The 23,963-nt window shown below is 72.8% G+C and carries 24 protein-coding genes; 8 read left to right on the forward strand and 16 right to left on the reverse strand.

The annotated features are described in order from the left end of the window. Window positions 1-121 precede the first annotated feature (121 nt). Window positions 122-1,336, forward strand: coding sequence for a geranylgeranyl reductase family protein (locus ACIQMX_RS10875; protein WP_363077915.1), 1,215 nt, complete (start codon window positions 122-124; stop codon window positions 1,334-1,336). A gap of 109 nt (window positions 1,337-1,445) precedes the next feature. Here ACIQMX_RS10875 and ACIQMX_RS10880 read toward each other — a convergent pair whose 3' ends face one another. Further along, entirely contained in the window at window positions 1,446-1,898 is a 453-nt protein-coding gene (locus ACIQMX_RS10880; protein ID WP_363077913.1) for a nitroreductase family deazaflavin-dependent oxidoreductase, read from the reverse strand. Between the two features lie 127 nt (window positions 1,899-2,025). On the opposite strand from ACIQMX_RS10880, the gene ACIQMX_RS10885 reads away from it, so the two are divergent. From ACIQMX_RS10885 to ACIQMX_RS10895, 3 genes are all read left to right on the forward strand, one after another. Further along, complete coding sequence (locus tag ACIQMX_RS10885) at window positions 2,026-2,748, forward strand: TetR/AcrR family transcriptional regulator (RefSeq protein WP_363077911.1); 723 nt, start codon at window positions 2,026-2,028, stop codon at window positions 2,746-2,748. A 327-nt stretch (window positions 2,749-3,075) separates the two neighbouring features. Then, entirely contained in the window at window positions 3,076-4,416 is a 1,341-nt protein-coding gene (locus tag ACIQMX_RS10890) for a sensor histidine kinase (RefSeq protein WP_402476585.1), read from the forward strand. Next, on the forward strand, window positions 4,413-5,078 hold the full coding sequence (locus ACIQMX_RS10895) for a response regulator transcription factor (RefSeq protein WP_363077907.1): 666 nt from the start codon (window positions 4,413-4,415) through the stop codon (window positions 5,076-5,078). The genes ACIQMX_RS10890 and ACIQMX_RS10895 overlap by 4 nt, the downstream gene beginning before the upstream one ends. Here the strand turns inward: ACIQMX_RS10895 and ACIQMX_RS10900 are convergent. The 4 genes from ACIQMX_RS10900 to ACIQMX_RS10915 all read right to left on the reverse strand — a co-directional run bounded on the left by ACIQMX_RS10900 (window position 5,039) and on the right by ACIQMX_RS10915 (window position 7,797). Next, window positions 5,039-5,353 (reverse strand): DUF6332 family protein, encoded by a 315-nt coding sequence (locus ACIQMX_RS10900; RefSeq protein ID WP_402476590.1) that lies wholly within the window; start codon window positions 5,351-5,353, stop codon window positions 5,039-5,041. The genes ACIQMX_RS10895 and ACIQMX_RS10900 overlap by 40 nt on opposite strands. Window positions 5,354-5,419: 66 nt before the next feature. Next, window positions 5,420-6,172 (reverse strand): maleylpyruvate isomerase family mycothiol-dependent enzyme, encoded by a 753-nt coding sequence (locus tag ACIQMX_RS10905; RefSeq protein ID WP_402476593.1) that lies wholly within the window; start codon window positions 6,170-6,172, stop codon window positions 5,420-5,422. Between the two features lie 21 nt (window positions 6,173-6,193). Continuing rightward, window positions 6,194-6,565, reverse strand: a complete 372-nt coding sequence (locus tag ACIQMX_RS10910) for an SCO4225 family membrane protein (RefSeq protein WP_402476596.1) — start codon at window positions 6,563-6,565, stop codon at window positions 6,194-6,196. A 107-nt stretch (window positions 6,566-6,672) separates the two neighbouring features. Further along, a complete protein-coding gene (locus tag ACIQMX_RS10915; protein WP_402476599.1) occupies window positions 6,673-7,797 on the reverse strand; it encodes an MFS transporter in 1,125 nt (374 codons plus the stop codon). Between the two features lie 262 nt (window positions 7,798-8,059). Between ACIQMX_RS10915 and ACIQMX_RS10920 the strand changes: the two genes are divergently transcribed. Further along, window positions 8,060-9,274 carry an ROK family protein gene (locus ACIQMX_RS10920; protein WP_363077897.1) on the forward strand — a complete coding sequence of 405 codons (1,215 nt, stop codon included), beginning with the start codon at window positions 8,060-8,062 and terminating at the stop codon, window positions 9,272-9,274. Between the two features lie 45 nt (window positions 9,275-9,319). On the opposite strand, the gene ACIQMX_RS10925 is transcribed toward ACIQMX_RS10920, so the two are convergent. From ACIQMX_RS10925 to ACIQMX_RS10940, 4 genes are read right to left on the reverse strand one after another with little or no spacing between them, the layout of a single operon-like run. After that, window positions 9,320-10,225: a phosphotriesterase gene (locus tag ACIQMX_RS10925; RefSeq protein WP_402476603.1), complete on the reverse strand. Its 906-nt coding sequence runs from the start codon at window positions 10,223-10,225 to the stop codon at window positions 9,320-9,322. Next, window positions 10,219-10,800: a DUF4865 family protein gene (locus ACIQMX_RS10930; RefSeq protein ID WP_402476606.1), complete on the reverse strand. Its 582-nt coding sequence runs from the start codon at window positions 10,798-10,800 to the stop codon at window positions 10,219-10,221. Before ACIQMX_RS10930 ends, ACIQMX_RS10925 begins: the two co-directional genes overlap by 7 nt. Before the next feature lie 10 nt (window positions 10,801-10,810). Then, window positions 10,811-11,209: a cupin domain-containing protein gene (locus tag ACIQMX_RS10935; RefSeq protein WP_363077891.1), complete on the reverse strand. Its 399-nt coding sequence runs from the start codon at window positions 11,207-11,209 to the stop codon at window positions 10,811-10,813. 41 nt (window positions 11,210-11,250) lie between these two features. Then, window positions 11,251-11,820: a TetR/AcrR family transcriptional regulator gene (locus tag ACIQMX_RS10940; RefSeq protein ID WP_402476610.1), complete on the reverse strand. Its 570-nt coding sequence runs from the start codon at window positions 11,818-11,820 to the stop codon at window positions 11,251-11,253. Between the two features lie 202 nt (window positions 11,821-12,022). Between ACIQMX_RS10940 and ACIQMX_RS10945 the strand changes: the two genes are divergently transcribed. Beyond that, window positions 12,023-12,313: an SHOCT domain-containing protein gene (locus ACIQMX_RS10945; protein ID WP_363077887.1), complete on the forward strand. Its 291-nt coding sequence runs from the start codon at window positions 12,023-12,025 to the stop codon at window positions 12,311-12,313. A 100-nt stretch (window positions 12,314-12,413) separates the two neighbouring features. Here ACIQMX_RS10945 and ACIQMX_RS10950 read toward each other — a convergent pair whose 3' ends face one another. Next, entirely contained in the window at window positions 12,414-12,935 is a 522-nt protein-coding gene (locus tag ACIQMX_RS10950) for an ATP-binding protein (RefSeq protein ID WP_363077885.1), read from the reverse strand. A 187-nt stretch (window positions 12,936-13,122) separates the two neighbouring features. Next, window positions 13,123-13,440 carry a hypothetical protein gene (locus ACIQMX_RS10955; RefSeq protein WP_363077883.1) on the reverse strand — a complete coding sequence of 106 codons (318 nt, stop codon included), beginning with the start codon at window positions 13,438-13,440 and terminating at the stop codon, window positions 13,123-13,125. 224 nt (window positions 13,441-13,664) lie between these two features. On the opposite strand from ACIQMX_RS10955, the gene ACIQMX_RS10960 reads away from it, so the two are divergent. Continuing rightward, window positions 13,665-14,816, forward strand: coding sequence for a PLP-dependent cysteine synthase family protein (locus ACIQMX_RS10960; RefSeq protein WP_402476615.1), 1,152 nt, complete (start codon window positions 13,665-13,667; stop codon window positions 14,814-14,816). Between the two features lie 28 nt (window positions 14,817-14,844). On the opposite strand, the gene ACIQMX_RS10965 is transcribed toward ACIQMX_RS10960, so the two are convergent. From ACIQMX_RS10965 to ACIQMX_RS10980, 4 genes are all read right to left on the reverse strand, one after another. Beyond that, window positions 14,845-15,324 carry an SRPBCC family protein gene (locus tag ACIQMX_RS10965; RefSeq protein WP_363077879.1) on the reverse strand — a complete coding sequence of 160 codons (480 nt, stop codon included), beginning with the start codon at window positions 15,322-15,324 and terminating at the stop codon, window positions 14,845-14,847. A 116-nt stretch (window positions 15,325-15,440) separates the two neighbouring features. After that, window positions 15,441-17,444 carry a hypothetical protein gene (locus ACIQMX_RS10970; protein WP_402476618.1) on the reverse strand — a complete coding sequence of 668 codons (2,004 nt, stop codon included), beginning with the start codon at window positions 17,442-17,444 and terminating at the stop codon, window positions 15,441-15,443. A gap of 120 nt (window positions 17,445-17,564) precedes the next feature. Next, window positions 17,565-18,017, reverse strand: a complete 453-nt coding sequence (locus ACIQMX_RS10975) for an SRPBCC family protein (RefSeq protein ID WP_363077875.1) — start codon at window positions 18,015-18,017, stop codon at window positions 17,565-17,567. Between the two features lie 53 nt (window positions 18,018-18,070). Continuing rightward, entirely contained in the window at window positions 18,071-18,913 is an 843-nt protein-coding gene (locus tag ACIQMX_RS10980; protein ID WP_363077873.1) for a DeoR/GlpR family DNA-binding transcription regulator, read from the reverse strand. 183 nt (window positions 18,914-19,096) lie between these two features. Here ACIQMX_RS10980 and ACIQMX_RS10985 point away from each other — a divergent pair, with 183 nt between their 5' ends. After that, window positions 19,097-21,481: a hypothetical protein gene (locus tag ACIQMX_RS10985; protein WP_402477520.1), complete on the forward strand. Its 2,385-nt coding sequence runs from the start codon at window positions 19,097-19,099 to the stop codon at window positions 21,479-21,481. Here the strand turns inward: ACIQMX_RS10985 and ACIQMX_RS10990 are convergent. Then, window positions 21,441-23,873 (reverse strand): right-handed parallel beta-helix repeat-containing protein, encoded by a 2,433-nt coding sequence (locus ACIQMX_RS10990; RefSeq protein WP_363077871.1) that lies wholly within the window; start codon window positions 23,871-23,873, stop codon window positions 21,441-21,443. The genes ACIQMX_RS10985 and ACIQMX_RS10990 overlap by 41 nt on opposite strands. Window positions 23,874-23,963: the final 90 nt, after the last annotated feature.

Consider the following 23,963-nt stretch of genomic DNA (forward strand, 5'->3'; position numbering starts at 1 on the left):
GCGGCGTGAAAGGCACGACGGAGGCTCGGCCGATCCTCCCACAGCAGGGTCGGGCCGCAGCGCGCCGTAGGATGCCGGAAGCAGTTGGGGCCACTGGTCGGATCGGGAGCAGAAGCACATCGTGAGCAGCGAGAACGCAGACGCCGGACATGAGCACGAAGAGTCGTCCGTGTGGGACGTCGTCGTAGTCGGCGCCGGACCGGCGGGAGCCTCCGCGGCATACGCGGCGGCGGTAGCCGGCCGTCGGGTACTGCTCCTGGAGAAGGCGGAACTGCCCCGCTACAAGACGTGCGGCGGCGGCATCATCGGGTATTCGCGTGATTCGCTGCCGCCCGGTTTCGAACTGCCGCTGCGGGACCGGATCCACGCGGTCACGTTCTCGCTGAACGGCAGGCTGGCACGTACCCGCCGCTCCAGGCGCATGCTCTTCGGCCTCATCAACCGCCCCGAGTTCGACGCGGGACTGGTCGAGGAGGCACAGAAGGCCGGTGCCGAACTCCGTACCGGGGCGACGGTGTCCCGGGTCGAGCAGCACGGTGCCGCGGTGCCCGACCGGCGTACGGTCGCGGTCGTGCTGTCCGGCGGCGAGACCGTCCTGGCCCGAGCGGTCGTGGGCGCGGACGGCAGCGCCGGGCGGATAGGAGCACATGTCGGGGTGAAGCTCGACCAGGTCGACCTCGGCCTCGAGGCCGAGATCCCGGTGCCGCAGACGGTCGCGGAGGACTGGGCGGGCCGGGTCCTGATCGACTGGGGCCCCATGCCGGGAAGTTACGGATGGGTCTTCCCCAAGGGGGACACCCTGACGGTCGGCGTGATCTCGGCACGCGGTGACGGCGGCGGAACCAAGCGGTATCTGGAGGACTTCATCGCGCGCCTCGGCCTGGCCGGGTTCGAGCCGAAGATCTCCTCCGGCCATCTGACGCGCTGCCGCAGCGACGACTCGCCGCTCTCGCGCGGCCGGGTGCTCGTGTGCGGGGACGCCGCGGGCCTGCTGGAGCCGTGGACCCGCGAGGGCATCTCGTTCGCACTGCGTTCGGGACGGCTCGCCGGTGAGTGGGCGGTGCGGGTGGCGGAGTCGCACGACGCCGTGGACGCGCGCCGCCAGGCGCTCAACTACGCGTTCGCCATCAAGGCCGGGCTCGGCGTCGAGATGAGCGTGGGACGGCGCATGCTGAAGCTCTTCGAGCGTCGTCCGGGGCTGCTGCACGCGGTACTGACGGGTTTCCGTCCGGCGTGGAACGCGTTCGCGGGCATCACCCGCGGGACGACCTCGCTGGCCGAACTGGTCCGTTCGCACCCGCTGGCGCAGCGCGCGCTGTCGGCGATGGACCGATAGCGGCCGTCCGGCGGAGCATGGCCGGATCGGGAGGGTACGGCGATCCGGCCGTGGCAGAGCGCACCACTGAGCGGCCACGGCCCGGCGCTCGTCGTCGTGCGGGCCGGGGTCAGTTCCGGACGGTGATCCGGAAGACGGGGTGATCGGGGCAGGCCGCCAGCAGTTCGCTGTCCGTGGACTCGGCCGTGATGCCCTGGAAGTACTGGTTGACCTCCCAGCCCCAGCGCTCCAGGTAGGTGCGGACGATGATCACCTTCTGCTCGTCGTCCGCGATCTCCACCGCGGTGAAAGCGCGGGTCCTGCGGCCCACCCGCAGCTCGCCGCCGCCCGCTGCCCGCATGTTGCGCACCCACTGCGAGTGCCCCCGTGCGGAGACGAGGTACTGCACACCCTCGTAGGTGTGCGGGTTCACGGGGATCCGCTGCAACTGGCCGCTCTTGCGGCCCCGCACCGACAGCTCCTGTGAACCGAGCAGGCTCACCCCGTGCCGCGCGAGCCAGCCGATGAGGCTGTTCATCCGGACGTTGAACGGGCTGCCCTGAAGGTAGTACGGCTGCGACATGGGGACCCCCACGGTTTGGGAGAGCGGTGCTCTCGCTTGAGATCAGTGTGCACGGACTCTGCGCTCAAAAGCAAGAGCACTGCTCTCGTTATTGGTCGGTGCTCCTTTTCGTGGCAGACTTGCCGTCATGAGCGCTATCCGGGGAGCCAGGGAACGGGCCCGCATCGAGGTCACCGCCGCCATCAAGGACGAGGCAAGAAAACAGCTCGCGGCCGAGGGTGCGGCGAAGCTCTCCCTGCGCGCCGTGGCACGCGAACTCGGCATGGTGTCCTCGGCGCTCTACCGCTACTTCCCCAGCCGCGACGAACTGCTCACCGCTTTGATCGTCGACGCGTACGACTCCGTGGGCGAGGCCGCCGAGCGCGCGCACCGGGACGCCGCGGCAGAGACCGCGGCTCCGGCCCGGCCCGGCGCGCATCTCGCCCGCTGGGTGGCGGTCGCGTGCGCCGTACGGGACTGGGCCCTGGCCCATCCTCACGAGTACGCGCTGATCTACGGCTCGCCCGTGCCCGGTTACACCGCACCGCAGGCCACCGTCGGCCCCGCCTCCAGGGTCGGCCTCGTTCTCATCGCCATTGCCGAGGACGCCCACCGTGAGGAGGGGGTCGGGCTGCCGCCCCTCGCCGAGGAGCTGCGTCCCGAGGCCGAGCGGATCGCCGCCGACATCGCCCCCGGACTTCCCCCGGCGGTGGCCGCGCCGCTCGTCGCCGCGTGGTCACAGCTCTTCGGGCTGCTGTCCTTCGAGATCTTCGGCCAGTTCAACCGTGTGGTGGAAGCCCGCGAGGCCTTCTTCCGGCAGGCCGTGACAGAGCTGGCCCGCACCGTCGGACTCCTCGACCGGCGCAGCTAAAAGCTGTCGCGCAATTCCTGGCGGGCGCACGACGACAGCTACGGCACCTCGCGGCGTTGTAGGAACGCCCTAATACATCCAGTATGCGGGCGCCCCTCCGCCTTGCGATGCACCGCATCTGACGCCGCGCGCTGATCCACCAGGAATTGCGGGACAGCCCTCAGGGCCTCTCGCCCGGATCATGGAGGACTCGCCGGGCGCCGCACCCGCTCCGGCCCGTCCGCGACGAGAGGCCCTGGCCCCGTTCGCCGTACTCCCGGGGGAGTACGGGTGATCACCACGCCGGGCGGACGCAACGGCGCAGGCGCGCGGTCTAGCGTGACCGGCATGGAAGAGCAGCGCGCACAGACAGGCGGCGGGCCCCCCGGGCGCCAGGGCGGGCCGTCGCGTCGGCCGCCGTGGGCGCGCGGCGGGCCCGGCGGACGGAAGAACGCTTCCCCCGGACCGTGGAACCTCTGGAACGACGCGGAACCGCCGCGCTGGCTGACGGGTCCCCAGGGCCGGTCCGCCGGCCGGCTTCCCTGGATGTCCACGATCCTGCTCGGCGTCTTCGTCATGGCCGGATCGGCCTTCGCGGCCCGCGGCCAGCTGGACGACAGGGCCCCGCTCGACCTCTTCGCCCGGCTGCTCCTCCTCGCCGCGGTGGCGGTCCTGCTGCTGCGCCACCGTCACCCCGTCGTGGCCGTCTTCGGGGCGTCTGCCGCGGCGACGGTCTATCTCGGCGCCGGCTACCCGTACGGCCCGGTCTTCCTGGCCGTCGCCGTGGGCTGCTTCAGCGCCGTCGTGGCCGGCCACCGCCGGGCCGCGTGGTCGGCGGTCGCCATGGTGTGGGTGGGGCACCTCGTCGTGGCGCACTGGCTCTACCGCCGGCTGCCTCCGGACGACGACTCCGCGCAGCCCTGGGGACAGGAGCTGGGCGTCGCGGCCTGGGTGGTGGCCATCATCGCCGCGGCCGAGTTCGTCCGCGTACGCCGTGAGCAGTGGGCGGCCCAGCGGGCCGAGCGGGAACGCGCCGAGAAGCGGCGGGCCGACGAGGAGCGGCTGCGGATGGCCCGTGAACTGCACGACGTCCTGGCGCACAGCATCTCCGTCATCAACGTGCAGGCAGGGGTCGGCCTCGCCCTGCTCGACACCGACCCCGAGCAGGCCCGCACCGCGCTCACCACCATCAAGGACGCCAGCAAGGAAGCGCTCGGCGAGGTGCGGCAGGTCCTGGACACCCTCCGTGCGCCCGGCGACGCGCCCAGGGCGCCCGCCCCCGGACTCGACCGGCTCCCCGAACTGGTGGAACAGGCCGCGAGCGCCGGGCTCACCGTGACCGTCGGGACGGACGGTGTACGCGGAGCCGTGCCGCCCGGCGCGGACCTGGCCGCGTTCCGGATCGTGCAGGAGGCGCTGACCAACGTGGTGCGGCACTCCGGTTCGCGTACCGCGGAGGTCCGGGTCGGCTACGGACCGGGCCGCATCGCGCTCCGTATCGACGACGAGGGTCCCGCGACCGGTACGGAGGCCGGTGGCAGCGGCAACGGGCTGGCCGGGATGCGGGAGCGGGCGGCCGCCCTGGGTGGCACGATCGAGGCCGGGACCCGGCCCGACGGCGGCTTCCGGGTACGGGCCGAACTTCCGCTGCCGGCCGGCGGGCCGGAGCACCAGAAGGAGACACCGTGATTCGCGTACTGCTCGCCGATGACCAGCTGCTGGTCCGGGCGGGATTCCGGGCACTGCTGGACGCCCAGCCGGACATCGAGGTGGCGGGCGAGGCCGCCGATGGCGAGGAGGCCGTCCGCCTGGTGCGTGAACTGCGGCCGGACGCCGTGCTGATGGACATCCGGATGCCGCGCCTCGACGGCCTCGCGGCGACTCGCGCCATCACCGGGGACCCGGAGTCGGACGCTGTGAAGGTGGTCATGCTGACCACCTTCGAACTCGACGAGTACGTCTTCGAGGCGATCCGCTCCGGAGCCTCCGGTTTCCTGGTCAAGGACACCGAACCGGAGGAACTGCTGAGGGCGGTCCGGGCGGTGGTCGGCGGGGACGCGCTGCTGTCACCGGGTGTCACGCGCCGCCTGATCGCCGAGTTCGCGGCCCGTTCCAAGGAGCCCGCCGCGGCGAACGCCCTGAACGAACTGACCGACCGGGAGCGGGAGGTGATGGCGTTGGTCGGCATCGGCCTGTCCAATGACGAGATCGCCCGCCGCCTCGTCGTCAGCCCGCTCACCGCCAAGACCCACGTCAGCCGGACCATGGTGAAGCTCGGCGCCCGTGACCGGGCCCAACTCGTCGTACTCGCCTACGAGTCGGGGCTCGTGCGCCCGGGCTGGCTCGGCTGATCCGGCAGTACCGGGACGCGCCCGTCGACCTCGCGCTCCGTGGCGCGGCGGCCGAACCGCCACAGCACGTCGACGACGCGGCCGACGAAGACCAGCCCGGCCACGACGGCCGCGGCCGCCAGCAGCCCGGGACCCGCACCGCCACCCGGGGCGAGCAGGAGGGCGGGGGCGCAGACCGCGAGGAACGCGGCCCCCGCCAGCAGGGCTCCGGTCAGCACGGCGAAGCCGATCTCGACGGTCACGGCGTCGCGTTCCGCCTGGCTTCGATGCTCCATGCCCGAAGTGTCACAGAGGCGGACGTGCACGGACAAGCCCGCCTCTGTGTCCCGGCCGGTCCGGGATCAGAGGACCGAGGAGCTGTCGCGCCACAGCCGGGCGAGGGACCGGTCACCCGTCACGGTGAGGACGCCGAGCGGCAGCCGGTTCCAGAGCGCGAGGTAGAGCTCCTGGGACGGTGCGCTCAACTCGCAGTCCACGGGCGTCAGTACGGACGACTCGTCCTCCTCGCGCACGGTTGCGGGCGGCTCGGTGGAGAGCTGTACGGTCCACACGGAGCCGGTGTCCGTGGCCCGCACCCGCAGGGTGCGCGGAACGTCGGTGCGCACCCTGCTCTTCGGGCGGGCGTGGAGACCGCGCAGCAGCTCGTCGACGCCGTCCGCCGCGTGGCCCGACGCCATGGGGGAGAGGGAACCGCCGCGTGCGGACTCGGCGTCCACACGGTGGATCGCCGTCTCGTGCGCCTGCCGTCTCGCCCAGAAGGCCAGGGGAGAGGGGGCGGGAAGGAAGGCCCAGCACTCCAGGTCCTGCGGCGCACGCTCCAGCGCTTCCACCAGATGCCGGTGCCCCGCGCGGAACCGGTCGAGCAGCTCCGGGCCGTCCAGGTCCGGCTCCCCGGCCTCGGGGACGTATGAGGTGTGGCCCTCGGTCACGAACGCGGCCGCCCAGGTATGCACCATCGCGGTGTGTCTGAGCAGGTCGCCCACCTGCCAGCCCGGACAGGTCGGCACCGGTGCGCCGGTCCCCGCTTCCTGGGCCGCGTCCGCCAGCAGCCGGCCTTCCAGCGCCAGGGACCGTATGTGCTCCGTGATCTTCATGGCTGGATTGTGCCAGGAGGCTCAGGCGCTCCGGGGGTGGCCGTGACGGGCCCGGCCGCGGCCGCCGCGCAGCAGCCGTACGAACCAGCCCAGCGCCAGCGACTGCACCAGTACCGACACCACCAGCGCCAGGCAGAACAACCAGGTCGGCGCGGCCGTCTCCGCGCCCAGCATCGCACTGCCGACGAAGAAGACGAAGACGGTCGGCGCCGCCAGGAAGAAGAGCCACACCCCGGCGAACGACGCGTCCTCGTGGGCGACGAACAGCGTGTCCACCGCGACGAACACCGCGGTCGCCGCCACCACGCCCAGGTAGACCAGCGACGCGACGTTGCCGAACGTGAGGCGCGCGAGTGCGCGGACGTGCTGCTTGGTCAGGACCGGCCTGTTCATGGTGTGCTCCCCGTCGGTGTCCTACGGCCTCCCCCACGACAGCCGGCGGGAGGCCGGTACCTCTCCATCCTGTGCGGGAGGAACCGTTCCTGCCTGAGTACGCCTACTTACTCGTGTGTGGCCGCGTGGCGTGCGCCGTACCCCAGTGCGGCCCCTGCCAGAGCCAGCAGCGCCACCGTGGTCAGGGCCACGGGCAGCGAGAACCAGTCGGCCAGGAAGCCGATCGAGGGCGGCCCGAGCAGCATGCCGCCGTAACCGAGTGTCGAGGCCGCGGCCACTCCGCCGGGGCCGGCCAGCTCGCCGGCCCTGCCGACCGCCACCGGGAAGATGTTCGCCAGGCCGAGTCCCGTGACGGCGAAACCGAGCAGGGCGAGCCAGGTGGTCGGGGCGAGCGAGCCGATCAGCATTCCGGCCGCCGCCGTGCCGCCGCCCGCGACCAGCGTGCGGGTCTGCCCGAGCCGTTCGAGCAGTGCCGTGCCGGTGAGCCGGCCCGCGGTCATGGCGAGCGCGAAGAGCGAGTAGCCGGCCGCCGCCACCCCGGGGTGGGCGTGCAGGTCCTGCTCCAGGTGGAGGGCGCCCCAGTCGGCCAGGGCGCCCTCGCCGTACGCGGTGCAGAGCGCGATCACGCCGAACAGGAGCACCACCCGTCGCGTCCGTCCGGTCGGGCGGTGGCCGGCCTCCTCGCCGCCGTCCGCCGCGGGGGCAGGCTTCACCGAGGGGTATCGCAGCAGGACGGGGCCCCAGTACGCGGTGACGAGCAGACCGATTCCGGTCAGGCAGAGCAGGTGCGCGGAGGGCGAGAGGCCACCGGCGACCAGACCGCCCAGTCCGGCCCCGAGCATGCCGCCGAGGCTGAAAGCGGCATGGAAACTGGGCATCACGGGACGCCGCAGAGTGGCGACCAGATCCACCGCAGCGCTGTTCATCGCCACGTTCATGCCGCCGTACGCGGCGCCGAACACCAGCAGGACGAGCCCGAGCGAGAGTGCCGAGTGGGTCTGGGCGGGCAGGGCGATGCTGAGCGGCAGCAGGACGCCGCAGACCACGCTTACCGGGTGGCTGCCGAAACGACGGCAGAGCCGGCCGGTGAGCATCATGGTGATCACGGCACCGGCGGATACGCCGAGAAGTGCGAGGCCGAGGGTGGAGGCCGAGGCGCCGGTCTGCTGCTTGATGGCCGGGATGCGGACCACCCAGCCGGCGAAGAGGAACCCGTCGAGGGCGAAGAACACGGTCAGCGCGGTACGGAGGCGTGTCGATGAAGGTGAGGCGGTGTTTCCGCCCGGTCCCCCCGGCAAGGCCGTCCGCAGTTTGTTTAGTTGCGGCACAAACTCAGCATAGGGGCCCGCGGACGACGGGCGCAAGACGGCTGCCCACCCGGTCAGGGCGACGTGCCGGACCGGCCGGTTCCACACCGTCGAGCAGGGCCGCGCGGAGGAGGAGGCGGACGCCGCGGCGTCCGCACCACCTCCGGATCATGGGAGACTCGCCCCCATGAACGGCAAGGTGTCCACCACCCGGACGAAGTTGGAGAGGGGCCGCAGCGCGCTCGGACCCGCGCTGGAGCTGGTCCACACCGGACGCGCGCCCACCCGGGCCGTCCTCACCTCCGAGCTGGGCGTCACCCGTGCAACCGCCGGTGCGGTCGCCGCGGAGCTGGAGGCGCTCGGCCTGATCCGGGTCGACTCCAGCCCCGGCTCGGCCGCGGGCTCGCAGGGCCGGCCCTCCCACCGGCTGGCCGTGCGCGAGTCGGGGCCGGTGGCCCTCGCCGCCCAGGTGCACTCGGACGGATTCAGGGCCGCGCTCGTCGGGCTCGGCGGCCGGCTCGTCGCGACGGCCCCCGGCTGCGTCACCATCACCGCCGATCCCGCCCAGGTCATCGGCGAAGTCGTGGACGACTGCGCACGGTTGCTGCGAGACAGTGGTCTGCGATGTGTCGGGGCGGGCCTCGCGGTGCCGTCCGCCGTCGCCGAGCCCGAGGGCACCGCCCTCAACCCGCTCCACATCGCCTGGCCCGCGGGCGCCCCGGTCCGCGAGATCTTCGCCACATGCGTCCGTGAAGCAGGCATCACCGGACCGGCGTTCACGGGGAACGACGTCAACCTCGCCGCGCTCGCCGAGCACCGCCACGGCGCCGGCCGCGGGGCCCAGCACCTGCTGTGCGTCGCCACCGGCCACCGCGGGGTCGGCGGAGCGCTCGTCCTGGACGGCCGCCTGCACACCGGGAGTTCCGGGCTCGCGCTGGAGGTCGGCCACCTCACCGTCAACCCCGAGGGCCGTCCCTGCCACTGCGGCGGCCGGGGCTGCCTCGATGTGGAGACCGACCCGCTCGCCTTCCTCACCGCGGCAGGCCGCACACCCGGGCCCGAGGAGTCGCTGCTCAAGCAGTCCGGGGACCTGCTGCGCAACGAGTACGCGGACGCGGCGGTACGCAACGCCGCGGAGGAACTGATCGACCGCCTGGGCCTCGGGCTCGCCGGACTCGTCAACATCCTCAACCCGGACCGCATCATCCTCGGCGGGCTGCACCGAGCCCTGCTGGACGCCGATCCGGAGCGGCTGCGCGCGGTGGTCGCCGACCGCAGCCTGTGGGGACGCAGCGGTAGCGTGCCGATCCTGCCCTGCACCCTCGACCACAACAGCCTGGTCGGCGCGGCGGAGCTGGCCTGGCAGCCGGTGCTGGACGACCCGCTGGGCGCGCTCGCCTGACGGCGGGGCGGCGGGGCGGCGGGGCGCCGCCGCGGGCCGCCGCCCTCAGGCCGGCTGTGCCGGCGCCTCGAACGCGAACGCCCGTGCCGGGTTGGCGACCAGCAGATCCGTCACGGTCCCGGCCCCCAGTACCTCGGTCAGCCGCGGACGCAGCCGGTGCAGCAGATGCGGCATGCCCGGCGTCTCCGGCACGGTCGTGTCGCCGCCCAGCAGCAACTGCCCGCCGAATCCGGCCCCGGCCAGCGCCGCGAGTTCCTCGGGCAGTCGCCAGTCCGTCGCGTGATGGGCCCGCGACGGGCCGTCGAACGCGAGGAACGCCCCGGCCCTCGCCACCTCCCGCTGCGCGGCGCCGTCGGGCGACCGGCCGAGGTGTCCGAGGATCACGCGGTGCGGCGGGACGCCCAACGCACCGCACAGCAGGTCGAGTACGTCCGGTGCGGCCGTTCCCAGCTCCAGATGGACGGCGATCGGCGCGCCCGTACGGTGATGGGCCTCGGCAGCCGCCGTCATGGTGAGCCGGGCGTGGGCGTCGACCGTGTGGAAGGCGCCGGCCACCTTGATCAGGCCCGCCCGCACCGACGTCGAGCCGATGCCGGCGGTCAGCTCCGAGACGAACAGCGAGGCGAGCGAGTCCCGGATCCGGTCGAGCAGCGCGGCCGGGTAGTGCACGGCCTGGTGCAGTCCCGTCGCCGCCACCACATGGGTCCCCGTCGAACGGGACAGCTCGACCAGCGCATCGGCCCGGCGCCCCATGCCGTACGGCGTCCACTGCACCACGGACCGCCCGCCCAACTCGGCGAAGGCGCTGAGCCGTTCGGCCGCCGCCGCGGGATCGTCGAGTTCCTGGCCCGGTAGCACGGGGCTGCGCAGGAAGAGGTGGTCGTGTGCGTCGCACACGCCCAGTTCGCCGGCCGGGACGTCGCCGAGGACGGTACGGACCGCGGCTACCACTGGCGCCCCTTCCCGAGCCGTTCGCGCTCCGGGCCGCTGAGACGGAGCACCTCGTAGCGGTCGCCGGCCTCCTGCGGCGCGGGGCGGTCCCAGAGCGTGAAGTGGAGCAGCTCCCAGTGCCGGGGGTCGGCGGCCAGCGCCGTGGCGACCGCGCCGGGTGCCTTCGCGAGCCGCCGGCTCTCCTCCAGCGCGGCTTCCACCACGTCCGCCGGGGCGGCCGACGGCGGCATCGGTGAGCGGAGCCGGGTGGCCGAACGGGGGAGTGCGGCCGATGCCGGGCCCTCCTCGTACGACAGGCCGGTCCAGTGCTGTACCCCGGGGCGCCCGAAGTCCTCCACGATGCCCTGGAACCCGGCGCCCCAGAGGAAGGAGTTCATGCCGCCCGGCGTGTTCCAGAGGTAGAGCGGCGCGTACTGGTTGACCGGCGAGTCCTCGCCGCGCTCCCGCATCAGGTACGCCTTGATGCCGAGCCCGGGGTAGTCGTCCATGAGGTGGCCACGTCTCGCCACGCGGTCGCGGATGACGCCCATGTCGTAGTCGGCGGGAAGGGTGATCTCGTACTGCATCGCATGCATCGGGCGCTCCTCAGCCGGCCGGGTACTCGGGGACGCCGGGGTCGGTGTGCCAGTGGATGGTGGAGCCGTCCTCGGCCGCCTCGACGAGGGCGAGATGGGTCATGAAGGTCTGCGGTGCGGCGCCGTGCCAGTGCCATTCGTCCGGTTCTATCCACACGGTGTCGCCCGCCCGGATCGGCTCCACCGGACCGCCGCGGTGCTGCACCAGGCCTTCGCCCTCGGTGATGTGAAGGACCTGGCCGTGCGGGTGGGTGTGCCAGCCGGTGTGACCGCCCGGCGCGAAGTGCACGCTGAACAGCCTCAGCCGGGAGGGTGGTTCGGGAGCGGCGATCTCGTCGATCCAGACGGATCCGTTGAACTGCCCGGCCGGCCCGGACTGCGTGCCCGGCCGGTTCCTGGTGATGCGCATGGGTGAAAGGCTCCTCGGGTCGAGTCGTGTACGACGGAACGTCAGCCGGCGTCCGCAGGAGGGGCGAGCAGCGACAGCAGTCCTCGGGCGGCCGCGTCGAAGGCTTCCGTCGAGCCGGAGGCGCGGGCCAGCACATAGCCGCCCTGGACTGTCGCGACGATCGATGCCGCGATGTCCCGGGGTACCAGGCGGTGGTCGAACTCGCCCCGGTCCAGTCCTTCCTGGACGATCTCGGCGAGCCGGCCGCGGAGCCAGACGATTGTCTCCTCCACGGGCGCCCGCAACTCCTCGCTGGCGATGACCTCCGGGTCCATCGTCAGCCGCCCCACCGGACAGCCGCGCAGCACATCGCGCTCACGCAGCAGATAGCCCGAGATCCGCTCGTACGCCGACCCCGGTGTGTCCAGCACCCGGCCCGCCGTCGCGCGCAGCTCCTGTGCCGTGCGGCGGATGGCCGCCAGGGCCAGGTCCGGCTTGCCGGTGAAGTGGTGGTACATGCTGCCCTGGCCTGCGCCCGCGTGCTGCTGGATGGCCTTGGGGCTGGTGCCCACGTAGCCGCGCTCCCACAGGAGCTCCTGGGTGGCTTCGATCAGACGGTCCGAAGTGCTCATGAAGCCACTGTACATACCAGTAGGTACAGAGTCCAGGGTTCATGCCCGGCACCCGTGGAAGCAGCCGGGGGACCTCCGTCTGCTCCCGGCGGGGTACGCGCACTGCCGCCGGCCGTACGACGACGCGAACCCCACTGCGGAGACAGACTCGGTGGTGACGGAAAAGCGTGCGTCACCACCGTGAACCGAGGAGCTGACCGAGATGAACACCCTGGCCTTCGACGGCGGACCCGGACCGTGGGTTCTCCTCTTCCCGCTCGTCTGGGCAGCCGTCGTCATCACCGTCGTCACCGTGCTGCGACGCACCGTATGGCGCGGCAGGCGCGGTCCCTGGCAGGTCCGCGCCGAGCGGAACGGCCCCGCCGAGACCTCGCCGATCACGCTGCTCGGCCGGCGCTTCGCCGCCGGGGAGATCGACGAGGACGAGTACTGGCGCCGCCTCTCCGTCCTCGACGAGCAGTTCGGCACCCTCGGCAGGGGCGGTGCGGCATGACCGCCGCCGCCACCGGATCCGCCAGCAACCGCGGGACAGCCCCCGGGCCCGGGGGAACGCCGGGAGCGGGGCGCCCGGGAGGCGCCCCGCTCCCGCGATGTCAGCCGACGACCACCGATCGTGCCACCGAGGGTGATACGCCCTCCGGCACGGTGGGACCGCTCAGGTCGAACGGCCCGTCGGTCGTCGCCCCGTACAACGCGTGCGGTGGCTGCGTGGCGAGGAGGGAGGGGGTGGGGAGGGTGAACCAGACCACCTTTCCCGCACCGCCCCGGGGGCGGACGCCCCAGCTCTCGCTGACCGCGGCGATCAGTGCGAGTCCGCGCCCCGACGTACTGGAGTCGTCGGCCTCGCGCACGGTCGGCAGCCGCGGGTCGTGGTCGTGGACGGACACCGTCAGCCGTTCGAGTAGCAACTCGACCTCGACGGTGCATGATTTGTCCGGCTGTGCATGCCGGTGGACATTGGTCAGCAGTTCAGTGACGCCGAGTGCTGCCTGGTCGATCAGAGGATCGAGATGCCAGAAGCGCAACTGCGCCGAGATGATTCTGCGGACCTGACCGATCCGCGACGGCAGGGCCTGGAGCTCCACCGTGCAGTGCCTGCTTGGCTCGCTGATCACGGCTGCGACTCCCCGAAGTAGGTCCGGAAGAAGACGAAGGAACGGATCCAGCAGATGGCTGGCTGCTGGTTCTGGCCCGGCGGCCTGGATCACATTGTCACCGCCGGTGAACCATGAGTGATGCGTCTCCAATGTCACCCAGCGGCCACGGCTCCGCAACTCGCGGTGTTCCCGCGGCCCCGTTCCGTCAGCCCCGCCGCCCGCCCGCCCGGTGCACGGCCTCCAGGAAACGACGGGCCGGCCCGGGGTCGTGGGGCTTGTCGGGGCTCCGCGGCATCGTCAGCCGGTACCGCGTCCCGTTCACCCGCGCCACCGTGGCGTCCGCTCCGGCGAACCACGGTCTGCCCGCGCTCACCGTGCCCGCCGGCGCACTGTCGATCTCCCGGCCGTAACTGGTGAGCAGCACCACCCGGCCGTCCTTGACGGTGACCTGCCCGGCCCGGGTGAGTGAACGCACCCACCTGTCGATACGTACGCCCGTCTCGCTGAACTCCGTCTCCTGCATGGACCCTTCGCCCCCTTCATCGCACCCCTGCAAGGAGTGTGCACACCCGGGGGCGTGTGCACCAGGGCGGAACGGGACGCAAAGCCCATTCCCGACGCGAGAGCCCGTCGGAGGCGGCCGACGGCACCAAGGCAGTGCTATGGAGTATCAAAGTCAACGTTTGCCCAGGTGGGGGGCATATCGTGAGGATCGCCGGGACCGGTCGGACGAGGAGAAGCGCGCTGATGAGCACGAGTGAGCACAGGCACGACGGCGACGCTGCGGCGACCGTCGACATCGACCGCACCGACCCGGCGTACCGCGCCTGGCTGAAGGAGGCCGTCCGCAAGGTCCAGGCCGATGCCAACCGCTCGGCCGACACCCATCTGCTGCGCTTCCCGCTTCCCGAGAGCTGGGGCATCGACCTCTATCTCAAGGACGAGTCGACCCACCCCACCGGCAGCCTCAAGCACCGGCTGGCCCGGTCGCTGTTCCTCTACGGGCTCTGCAACGGCTGGATCCGCCCCGGCAAGCCCGTGATCGAGGCGTCGAGCGGTTCGACCGCCGTCTCGGAGGCGTACTTCGCCAAGCTGATCGGCGTCCCGTTCATCGCCGTGATGCCCCGCACCACCAGCCCCGAGAAATGCCGGCTCATCGAATTCCACGGCGGTCGCTGCCACTTCGTGGACGACTCGCGCAAGCTGTACGAGGAGTCGGCCGGGCTCGCCGAGGAGACCGGCGGCCACTACATGGACCAGTTCACGTACGCCGAACGGGCCACGGACTGGCGGGGCAACAACAACATCGCGGAGTCCATCTACCAGCAGCTGAGAATGGAGCGGTACCCCGAGCCCGCCTGGATCGTCGCCACGGCGGGCACGGGCGGCACCTCGGCGACCATCGCGCGGTACGTGCACTACATGCAGCACGACACCCGGATCTGCGTCCCCGATCCGGAGAACTCCTGCTTCTTCGACGGCTGGACGCACCACGACCCGCACGCCACCAGTGACTGCGGCTCCCGCATCGAGGGCATCGGCAGACCGCGGATGGAACCGAGCTTCGTCCCGGGTGCCATCGACCGCATGATGAAGGTCCCGGACGCGGCCACCGTCGCAGCCGTGCGCGCCCTGGAGCGGTCCATCGGCCGCAAGGCGGGCGGCTCCACCGGTACCGGTCTGTGGAGCGCCTTCAAACTGGTCGCCGAGATGGTCGCGCAGGGCAGGACCGGCAGCATCGTCACCCTGATCTGCGACCCCGGCGACCGCTACCTCGACAAGTACTACTCCGACACCTGGCTGGCCGCCCAGGGCCTGGACATCGCCCCGTACGCGCGGACGATCGACCACTTCCTGGCCACGGGCAACTGGCCGGGACAGGAAGGGCGTTCGGCATGAGCGGACCCTGCCGGTTGTGACCCCGGCCTCAGGCCGCAGCCGCCGAAAGCCGCCGGTCCAGATTGCGCACCGCGTCCCGGAACGACCTGCCGACCGCGCTCCGCGCCCGCCGCAGAGTGAACCGGAACAGCCGGGAACCGTCGGCGGCGAAGGTCCACTGCACCCGGGTTCCGGTCCCGGCCGGGGTCAGCCGCCACTCCTCCAACAGGGCTTGCATCCCGGGGGCGTTGGTCTGGTCCACGCGGTAGGCGTACCGCTCGCCGGGATCGGTGGCGACGATCGTCTCCCGGAACGCGATCCCGCCCCGCAGCCGTACCTCGCGGCCGACGCCGCCGTCGAGCGGGAGCGCCGCGGTCACCTGGGTGAACCAGCCGGGCCAGCCCTCGACGTCGTCGGCCAGCGCCCGGTACACGGCATCGGGCGGTGCGGACACCTCGGCGGCGAAGACCAGCCTGACCGGAGCGGACTCGACGAAGTCGAGGTCCACGGAGCGGAGTCGGCGTGCCATGGAACGCACCTCCCGTGCGATCGGCGGCTGACGGGGCCGCGCACACCATAACCGGCGGGCCGTCAGAAGTCGTCAGGCGCAGCGGAACCGGCTCGGGCCGCGGCCCCCGGACGGGGTCAGCGCACCGCGCTGAGCGAACCGCCCTCCCTCAGCCGGGCCGTCAGTTCCACCGGCGCCTCCCGCGGCGCCCGGACCGCGAGTGTCGTCCCGGCCGCCGATTCCCGCACGGCCCCGGTGGCCTCGATCCGGCTCACCGCACGGCTTCCCGCCGCCAGCACGTACCAGTGTCCGGACGGCGCCCTCCAGCGCGTACCCGCCAGGACATGCTGTCCGAACCTGCTGCACAGGGCCGTGTCGCGCTCGTCCGCCACCACCGTCCCCTGCCCGGTGAGCGAGGAGCTGGGCGGCAGGAACTGCACCAGCACACGTCCGGGACCCTGCCAGGTGTCGGCACGGGTGCAGAGCCACTGCGCCGGAGTGCCGGACTCCGGCAGACGCTGCTCGGCGAAGTTCCAGTTGTTGACGGCGCGGACACCGGAGCCCCGCAGCGCCGTCAGCGAACAGGCGGTGCGGGCCCAGGCCAGCAGGGCGGGGCTGCTCGTCGCCTCCCTCGGCTGCCGCGCCCCGGCACGGGCGGCCGGACCCGGCGTGAACGTCAGGTGGACCGGGGCGAGATCGCCCAGGTCGGTGAGGAGGAACGCGTGGTTCTCCACGATGCGTTCGGAGGAGCGCAGCTGGAGCACCGGCCAGGAGTCGCAGCGTCCGCCCGGTGACGGCCGCGGCACGGCCGCGGTGACCCCGTCCGCGTTCACCTGCAGCGTGCGCGCCGGGCTGTCCGGTGCCAGCAGGTCGCGCGTCGTGGTCCGCGAGATCCAGGGAGCCATCAGGAACCGGGCCCGGTCCCCGTCGCGGCTGACGACCAGGGCGGCCCCCGTCGTCACGTCCGCGCCGTCCGTCCGCGCGAAGTCCAGGGCGGGCGTCCCGGACCCGGCCCGCGGCTCCGCGTAACGCACCACCCGCACACCGCGGTCGTGGAACAGCACCACGGCGGTGCCGTCCACCTCACCGGCGTACAACAACTGCGGCGGCTGCGCCGGCGGCACCGCGAGCGTCCCGGGCGTGGCCGACACGGCGGTGCCGTCCGGGAGGCGCCCCCAGGCCCGCAACGCCCGGCTCAGCAGGGCCCGGTCCCCGGTCAGGTCACCCCGGGCCGGCCAGGCGGTGAAGTCGATGCGGGAGGTGTCAGCCCACTCGTCGGCCGCGGTCCTCAGCAGCGTCGCCGGGTCGAGTGCGGGAGCGATCGCACTGCGCGCGCCGCCGGGTGCGGGTGCGGACGCACCCTGCTCCGTCAGCGCGACCAGACCGCCGGCCAGCACGCAGAGCGCCGCGACGGCTGCCACCGCCCGCATCCGGTGCCTGCGCCGCAGCAGATCGCTGGGACGCGTCTGGAGCACGCACGGGTCGAACTCACCGGAACGCAGCAGCTCCCCGGCCCCCGCCCGGTCGGCGCCCTCCAGACTCCTCGCGGCCCGCACCGCCCCCGCCGGGTCCGTCGCACCCGCCCGGACGAGCAGAGCCTGCGCCTCGGTGGCGTCCAGCTCCTCCAGCAGCCGCAGCGCGAACGCGGCCCGCACAGCCCCGGGAACCGCCGACAGTGCCTGGTCCAGGGCCAGTTCAGCCGCGCCGCCGGCCCGTGGGTAGAGCCGCAGGCCCCAGACGGCCGGGAGCGAGGGGCGCAGGGCCGCGGGAACGGGGAGCCGTCCCGGCCACCAGCGCGGCCGCCGTTCGTGCGCCAGCGCGGCGCGCAGCACCCGCAGCCGCATCCAGGCGTACGCCGTGCCGGCGCCGTCCTGGCCCGGGCGGGGCGCGGCACCACGGGTCTGCGCCGGGATCCGCGACAGGGCCGGGATCTCGGGCGCGGTACGCACTCCGGGCAGCGCGCGCTGGACCACCGCGTGTGCGGCGAGCACCCGGCGGTGCCGGCCCAGGGGCGGCGGGAGCACCAGATAGGCGAGCCGGACCAGACGGGGATAGTGCTCCACGAGCGCGGACTCGGCCTGCTGCACGCCGGGGCGCTCGCTGTTGCCGGTGGACCGCTGCCGCGGTGGGTGGATCGGCATGATTCGTGCCTTCTGAGCCGTGGGCGAAAGACGTCACACCGACAAACGACTCGATCGTGTGACGGTCACATCACCTGCTCATGCCGCCTGTGTCCGGACCCGCCGGGGCGGCACGTGCCGTCAGCCGGACGGCTGCGCCGGCCGGTCGAGCATGGAGTCGAGTACCCGGCCGAAGATCCGCCGGCCCGCACCGGCGATGAGGGGGTCGCCCCACCGCGGCAGCAGCCGGAGGGAGAGCTCCTCCACCCACACCACGTGGGAGCCCGCGTGCGTCGGATACACATCGATCGAGGCCCGGCCCCGCACCACCCGGCCGCGCTTCTCCAGCCGGCACATCCCCGCCCGGCTGCCGGCCGGCGGCGACCACCGCACCACTTCCATCGGATCGTCGAACGCCAGCGGACCGGCTCCGGTCCGGGCCACGAAGACCGTCCCGACACGGGTCGGCAGCCCGGTGGGCACCGTGATCGTCGTCAGCGGGACCTGCGCGGCGTGCCGCTCCCAGTCCGTCACCCGGCGCCAGGACTCGGCTGCGGGCAGAGGGGTGAAACGCTCGATGCGGAAGACGGCCACACGTCGATCCTAGGACGTCATGGCTCCGGCGCGAGCTGAGCGGAATCCGGTGCTCAGTCCTGTGCCGGTTCGTCGCCCGCGGCCCGGCCCGTCACCACGAGGCCCGGCAGATGCTCCTCGATCTCCTCACGGGCCTCACCGGACAGTCCGGCGTCCGTGACGAACGTGTGCACCTGTTCCAGAGCGGCGAACGAACTCAGTCCCACCGTGCCCCACTTGGTGTGGTCCGCGACCACCACCACCCGCCGGGCCGACTGGACGAAACGGCGGTTGGTCTCGGCCTCCGCCAGGTTCGGTGTGGACAGCCCGCCCTCCACCGAGATCCCGTGCACACCGAGGAACAGCACATCGAAGTGGAGTGAGGCGATCGCCCGGTCCGCGACGGGTCCGACCAGCGAGTCGGACGGGGTCCTGACCCCACCGGTGAGCACCACCGTCGCGGCACCGGGCCGCGAGCCGGGGGAGCCCGGACGCTGCGCCGCATGGAACACGTCGGCGACCCGCACCGAGTTGGTCACCACCGTCAAGTCCGGTACGTCCAGCAGATGCTGGGCGAGTGCGTACGTGGTGGTGCCGCCGGAGAGCGCGATGGCGCTGCCGGGCACGGCCATCGCGGCCGCGGCCCGCGCGATGTCCTCCTTGGCGGACAGCTCCAGCGCCGACTTCGCCTCGAAGCCGGGCTCGTGCGTACTCGCCTCGACCACGGGCACCGCGCCGCCGTGCACCTTCTCGATGACCCCCTGGCGGGCCAGCGCGTCCAGGTCCCGGCGGACGGTCATGTCGGAGACGTTCAGCTTCCGGGTCAGTTCGTTGACCCGGACCCCGCCGCGTCTGCGCACCTCGTCGAGGATCAGCGCACGCCGCTGCTCCGCGAGCAGATTCTGATTCTCGCTCAACGCAGTGCCCGGTCCTTTCCTGTGGCCGTGCGGCAGTCCATGTCGACGGTTCATCCTGCCACGCGGTGTCGCGGACCGCCGCACTGGGGAGATTACGTAAGAAGCGGTGCGGACACCCGGGCCCATCGAGCACTCTGGTGACCGGCCATCAGCCGCGTCCCCCTCCGAGAGCGAGCCACCCCCGTGCCACCTGCCACCCAGGCCCCACAGAGCGAAGGACCCGCACTGGAGCTGCTGGTCCACGGCGTGGGCGGAGCCACGCCCCAGGAGATGCTCGTCGATCCGCGCACGGTCCGCGTCACCGGTGACGCCACCGCCGCCATCTACCGGCGCCCCGGCGACATCGACGCGGAGGCGCACCCCGAGCGCTACCGGGACCGGCCCATCCCGGAGGCGTACTGCTGGTCGCATCTGACCTCCGGCAACGGCTCCCGCGCGCTGTGGCTCCTGCTCCTCCCGTTCATGGTGATCAACCTCGCCCACTGGATGCGCCCGGCCGCCACGCGCCGCCCCCGGGCGATCCGGCTGTACGGCATGCTCGTCCGGCTCGTCGCGCTGAGTCTCACCGTCCTGCTGACCGCCGCCGTCTGCGAGGTCGCGCTCGATCTGACCGCCTGGCAGTGCGCCGGCGTACCGGAATGCTCCGACCAGCGGTCGTGGCTCGGGTTCCTCTCCGCCGCGCAGGGCGGCTGGTGGTCCCAGCCGGGCCGTCGCCTCGCCCTCGCCGCCCTGGTACCGACCGCGCTGGTGGGACTGCTCTGGTACCTGTCCAACCGGACGTGGAGCGCGTACGAGTCCCAGCGCCCGCTCACCGGTGCCGACCCGGACGACGGCGCACCGCCGCAGGAGACCGGAGCGGACGCCGCCCCCGTGGTGCGGCCCGCGCTCGGACGGCCCGGGTTCTGGTACGGACGCAGGCTCGTCGCGCGCCTGCGTGCCGCCCATACCGCCGCGGGCTTCCTCACCGTCACCGCGTTCGTCACGGGCGCCGCGACCCGCCGGGACCGGCAGGCGGCCGGACCGGTGCCCGAGGTGTTCGGCCTGCTGATCGGGGCGGCCCTCGTGGCGGGAGCGCTCGTGGTCGTCGTGGTGGTCTGCCGGCGCGGCCGGAGCGAACGGCGGCTCGACAACCGGATCGACCGCGCCATCGTCACGTATCTGCCCGCGACCGCCCTCGTCCTGCTCGTCCTCGCCGCGCTGCACTCCGCCTGGTCGCGCCCCGGCTGGGCCTCCGCCGGAGCGCTTCCCGGCGACGTGATGTTCCGCGTCGTCACCCTCGCCCAGGGCGCGCTCGTCGTGCTGCTCGCCGCCGTGGCGCTGGACCTGTACCGGCGCAGCCCCGAGCCGCGCACCGTGATGCGCGGGCTCGGCGGACCCGCCGTCGCGATGCTGGCCTGCGCGCTCGGCGGTGTGATGACCGGCGGGGTGGCCCAGCGCGTGGCGGACTGGCTGGACGGCCCGGGCAGCCCCGGCATGGGCCGCAGCGCCCTCATAGAGGGACCGCCGGTGCTCCTGAGCTGGCAGGCCTCCGTCATCCCGGTGCTCCTGGTGCTCCTGGTGATCCCGTGCCTGGTGCTCGGCCTGCGGACGTACCGCGCGGCCCGCCGGCTGGAGCCGCTGATCGACGCGGAGTACGGACAGGAGCGGCCGGACCTCGCGCGGACCAGGCGGATCGCCCGGATCCGGGCCACGGCCGCGCTCACCGACTCGGCACCCGGCATGCTGGGCCTGCTCTCCGGGGCCACGCTGCTGCTCGGCGCGGGGGCGGTCGGCGGCGCCTGGGCGAGTGGTCAGGTACCCGGACTCGCGATGGACGGCAGCAGCCCGTTCGTCGAATCGGTGGCCGAGGCGGCACAGTCCACCGGCTCCTGGCTCATCGGCTTCGGCTTCCTGGTGTTCGTCGCCTGCGGGCGCCGCGCCTACCGGGACGCCTCGGCCCGCCGCACCATCGGGATCCTCTGGGACGTGGGCACCTTCTGGCCGCGCGCCGCACACCCCTTCGCCCCGCCCTGCTACGCCGAGCGGGCCGTCCCCGACCTGGCCTCACGCATGTCCGGCTGGACCGCGCGAACCCGCGGGCGACTCGTCATCTCGGGCCACTCCCAGGGCAGCGTCCTCGCCGCGTCGGCGGTCTGGCAACTGCCGGCCGAGACCCGTGGCCGGGTTGCGCTGCTGACCTACGGCTCACCCATCGAACGCCTCTACGGGCGCTGGTTCCCGGCCTACTTCGGGCCCGTCCAGCTGCACGGGCTGCACCGGTCCGTGCACTGCTGGCGCAACCTGTGGCGCGCCACCGACCCCATCGGCGGCGAGGTCCGGCTCGGCGAGGAATCCGGGCCCGAAGTGGACCGGGGCCCGCTGAAGGACCCTCTGGTCTACGGGCGCACCCCCGAACACCCGCTGCCCGAGCCGGTGCTGGGGCACTCCGACTACCAGGCCGACCCCGTGTTCGCCGAGGAGCGGGCCGCGCTCCTGGAACGGCTCGTCCCCGTTCTGCCCCACCAGGCGGACATGTCCGGCAGAGCCGTCAGGGGAGTTCCGGCAGGTCCTCCGGAAACAGCAGAGTGAGGTCGTCCGTGCTGGTCTCGGCGAGCTGGGCGACCCGCCCCGCATGCCGCTCGACCATCGATTCGAAGGTCTGGCGGGCCGTACGGCCGTTACCGAAGGCGGGCCCCTTGGGCAGCTCGGTGAAGTACTTCAGCAGCGCCTCGCCGGTCCCGGACGCCAGGCTGTACTCCTGCTCCTCGGTCTGCTGCTCGACGATCCGCAGGAGCTCGCCGGGCTCGTAGTCGCTGAAGGTGATCGTGCGGGAGAACCGGGACGCCACCCCGGGGTTGACGGTGAGGAACCGCTCCATCTCATGGGTGTACCCGGCGACGATGACGACCACCGCGTCCCGGTGGTCCTCCATCAGCTTCACCAGGGTGTCGATCGCCTCCCGGCCGAAGTCCCGGCCGGAGTCCTCGGGCGACAGGGCGTAGGCCTCGTCGACGAACAGCACCCCGCCGCGGGCCCGTTCGAAGGCCTCCTGCGTGCGGATCGCGGTCGAGCCGATGTGCTCGCCGACGAGGTCGACGCGGGAGACCTCGACCAGATGGCCCCGCTCCAGCACGCCGAGAGAGGCCAGGATCTCGCCGTACAGCCGGGCCACCGTGGTCTTGCCGGTGCCGGGAGAGCCCGTGAAGACGAGGTGGCGGCGGACGGATGCCGCCTTCAGCCCGGCCTGCCGGCGCCGGCGCCCCACCTCGATCATGTCGGTGAGCGCGCGTACCTCGCGCTTGACGCTGTCGAGGCCGACCAGTGCGTCCAGTTCGCCGAGCACCGCCTCGGACGTGCGTGCGGGCTCGGCCGGTGCCTCGGCCGTCACGGGCTCCACGGCGCGCGGCGCGGGCACCGCACCCAGCAGCCCCGGCGTCGACTGGGTCGCCGTCAGGACGGTGGGCGGTGGGGGAGTGACGGTCCGCAGAGCGCTCTCGTCGCTGGTGCAGTCCTCCACGACCGGCCCGGTCGTCGACCCGTCAGCGCGGGCCCCGCCCTCCGCGAACTCGTAACCGCCGCGGGCGCACCGCTCCGTGCGGCAGCGCGTCAGTGTCGTACGGCAGCCGTCCATCACGTGGAAGCCGTATCCCTCGCTGCCGGTGACCCGGCAGCTGTGGAAGGTGCCGCGCCCCTCGGCCGACACGTAGAAGCCGGCTTCGGCGGGGGAGGTGACGGTGCAGCGCTCGATCGTCGGATCGGCGCCCTTGGTGACGATCACTCCGGTCTGCACCGCGTCGACGGTGCAGTTGTTCAGGGTGCCGCCGCTGCCGTGGTCGCGGAACCAGGCGCCCGTGGACGCCTCCCGGATCCGGCAGTCGTCGAGCTGCGCGGTCGCCCCGTCGCTGACCGACACCGCCGTGTTGCGGACCTGGGAAAGATCGCTGTCCACGACGTCGGCGCGCGAGCCCCGGTCGAGGACGAAGAGGGCGTCCGGTACGTCATGGACGCGGCACGAATCCAGTATCACGGTGGCCCCGTCGCTGACCCAGACCGCGGGGTAGTCGCCGGTGCTGTCGTGGATCTCGCACTGGTTGGCGTCGACCCTGGTGCCGGGGTCCCAGACGGAGAGTCCGTTGCGGCCGAAGCGGCGCACCGTGGAGCGGGTCAGCGTGAGGACGGAGCGCGACCGCAGGTCCACCGCGTTCTCGGGGATGTCGTGGATGTCGCAGTCGGCCAGCGTGAGTACCGCGTCCGTGTCCAGCGTGACGCCGTCCGCGGAGGTGCGGTGCACCGTGCACTCGGTGAGATGGGCGGCGGCCCGGGCCGAGACCTGTATCCCGCTGCCCTTGATCTCGTAGATCTCGCAGCCGACGGCCTCCAGACCGCTGCCCTCGCCGGTGACGGACAGCCCCGCTCCCGAGGCGTGATGGACGCGGCAGCGCTCCAGCCTCGGGTGCGCGCCGTCGCGCACGGAGACACCGGACTGCCCGGCGGAGACGATCTCGCACTCCTCGAACACCCCGCCCGCCCCGTCGAGTACGGCGATGCCGACACCGGCCGGATTGTCGACGGTGCAGCGGCGCACGGTGGGCCGCGCGGCCCCGCGCACCTCGATACCGGCGGCCGAGCGGGTCACGATCCGCAGATCCGAGAGATCCGGGGCGCCCTCCTCGACCAGCAGCGCCGGTGCCGCGGAGTCCTGGCCCTCGACGTGCAGGTCCTGGACGACGGCGGAGGCGCGCAGGGTCAGCGGGACACCGTCGACGGGAGCGATCCGCACCGAGCCGACGGAACCCTCGGGCCCCCGCAGGGTCACCGCACGGGCGATGACCAGATTCTCCCGGTAGGTGCCCGGCGCGACGGTGAGCACATCACCGTCCGCCGCCGCTTCCAGAGCCGCGGTGAGGGAGGCGTACTCGCCTGTGCGGCGCCGCCACCGCGATGTACCGGTGTGCGTCACCTGGACCGTGCCCTGTGCCATGGCGCTGTTGTGCCCCCACCTCGTGCGTGTGTGAAGCCCGTGTCACCGGCCGCGCGGCAGCGATCACCCGGGACCTGCCCCGCAGGAGTG

Origin of the sequence: Streptomyces sp. NPDC091416, from assembly GCF_044756845.1 — a bacterium.
Lineage (GTDB): Bacteria > Actinomycetota > Actinomycetes > Streptomycetales > Streptomycetaceae > Streptomyces.

What these genes read in the sequence shown, in the direction of transcription:
- ACIQMX_RS10880 (WP_363077913.1), bottom strand. Translation starts at nt 1,898, where the DNA reads ATGTCGCAGCCGTACTACCTTCAGGGCAGCCCGTTCAACGTCCGGATG.
- ACIQMX_RS10885 (WP_363077911.1), top strand. Translation starts at nt 2,026, where the DNA reads ATGAGCGCTATCCGGGGAGCCAGGGAACGGGCCCGCATCGAGGTCACC.
- ACIQMX_RS10890 (WP_402476585.1), top strand. Translation starts at nt 3,076, where the DNA reads ATGGAAGAGCAGCGCGCACAGACAGGCGGCGGGCCCCCCGGGCGCCAG.
- ACIQMX_RS10900 (WP_402476590.1), bottom strand. Translation starts at nt 5,353, where the DNA reads ATGGAGCATCGAAGCCAGGCGGAACGCGACGCCGTGACCGTCGAGATC.
- ACIQMX_RS10905 (WP_402476593.1), bottom strand. Translation starts at nt 6,172, where the DNA reads ATGAAGATCACGGAGCACATACGGTCCCTGGCGCTGGAAGGCCGGCTG.
- ACIQMX_RS10910 (WP_402476596.1), bottom strand. Translation starts at nt 6,565, where the DNA reads ATGAACAGGCCGGTCCTGACCAAGCAGCACGTCCGCGCACTCGCGCGC.
- ACIQMX_RS10920 (WP_363077897.1), top strand. Translation starts at nt 8,060, where the DNA reads ATGAACGGCAAGGTGTCCACCACCCGGACGAAGTTGGAGAGGGGCCGC.
- ACIQMX_RS10930 (WP_402476606.1), bottom strand. Translation starts at nt 10,800, where the DNA reads ATGCATGCGATGCAGTACGAGATCACCCTTCCCGCCGACTACGACATG.
- ACIQMX_RS10935 (WP_363077891.1), bottom strand. Translation starts at nt 11,209, where the DNA reads ATGCGCATCACCAGGAACCGGCCGGGCACGCAGTCCGGGCCGGCCGGG.
- ACIQMX_RS10940 (WP_402476610.1), bottom strand. Translation starts at nt 11,820, where the DNA reads ATGAGCACTTCGGACCGTCTGATCGAAGCCACCCAGGAGCTCCTGTGG.
- ACIQMX_RS10945 (WP_363077887.1), top strand. Translation starts at nt 12,023, where the DNA reads ATGAACACCCTGGCCTTCGACGGCGGACCCGGACCGTGGGTTCTCCTC.
- ACIQMX_RS10955 (WP_363077883.1), bottom strand. Translation starts at nt 13,440, where the DNA reads ATGCAGGAGACGGAGTTCAGCGAGACGGGCGTACGTATCGACAGGTGG.
- ACIQMX_RS10960 (WP_402476615.1), top strand. Translation starts at nt 13,665, where the DNA reads ATGAGCACGAGTGAGCACAGGCACGACGGCGACGCTGCGGCGACCGTC.
- ACIQMX_RS10965 (WP_363077879.1), bottom strand. Translation starts at nt 15,324, where the DNA reads ATGGCACGCCGACTCCGCTCCGTGGACCTCGACTTCGTCGAGTCCGCT.
- ACIQMX_RS10970 (WP_402476618.1), bottom strand. Translation starts at nt 17,444, where the DNA reads ATGCCGATCCACCCACCGCGGCAGCGGTCCACCGGCAACAGCGAGCGC.
- ACIQMX_RS10990 (WP_363077871.1), bottom strand. Translation starts at nt 23,873, where the DNA reads ATGGCACAGGGCACGGTCCAGGTGACGCACACCGGTACATCGCGGTGG.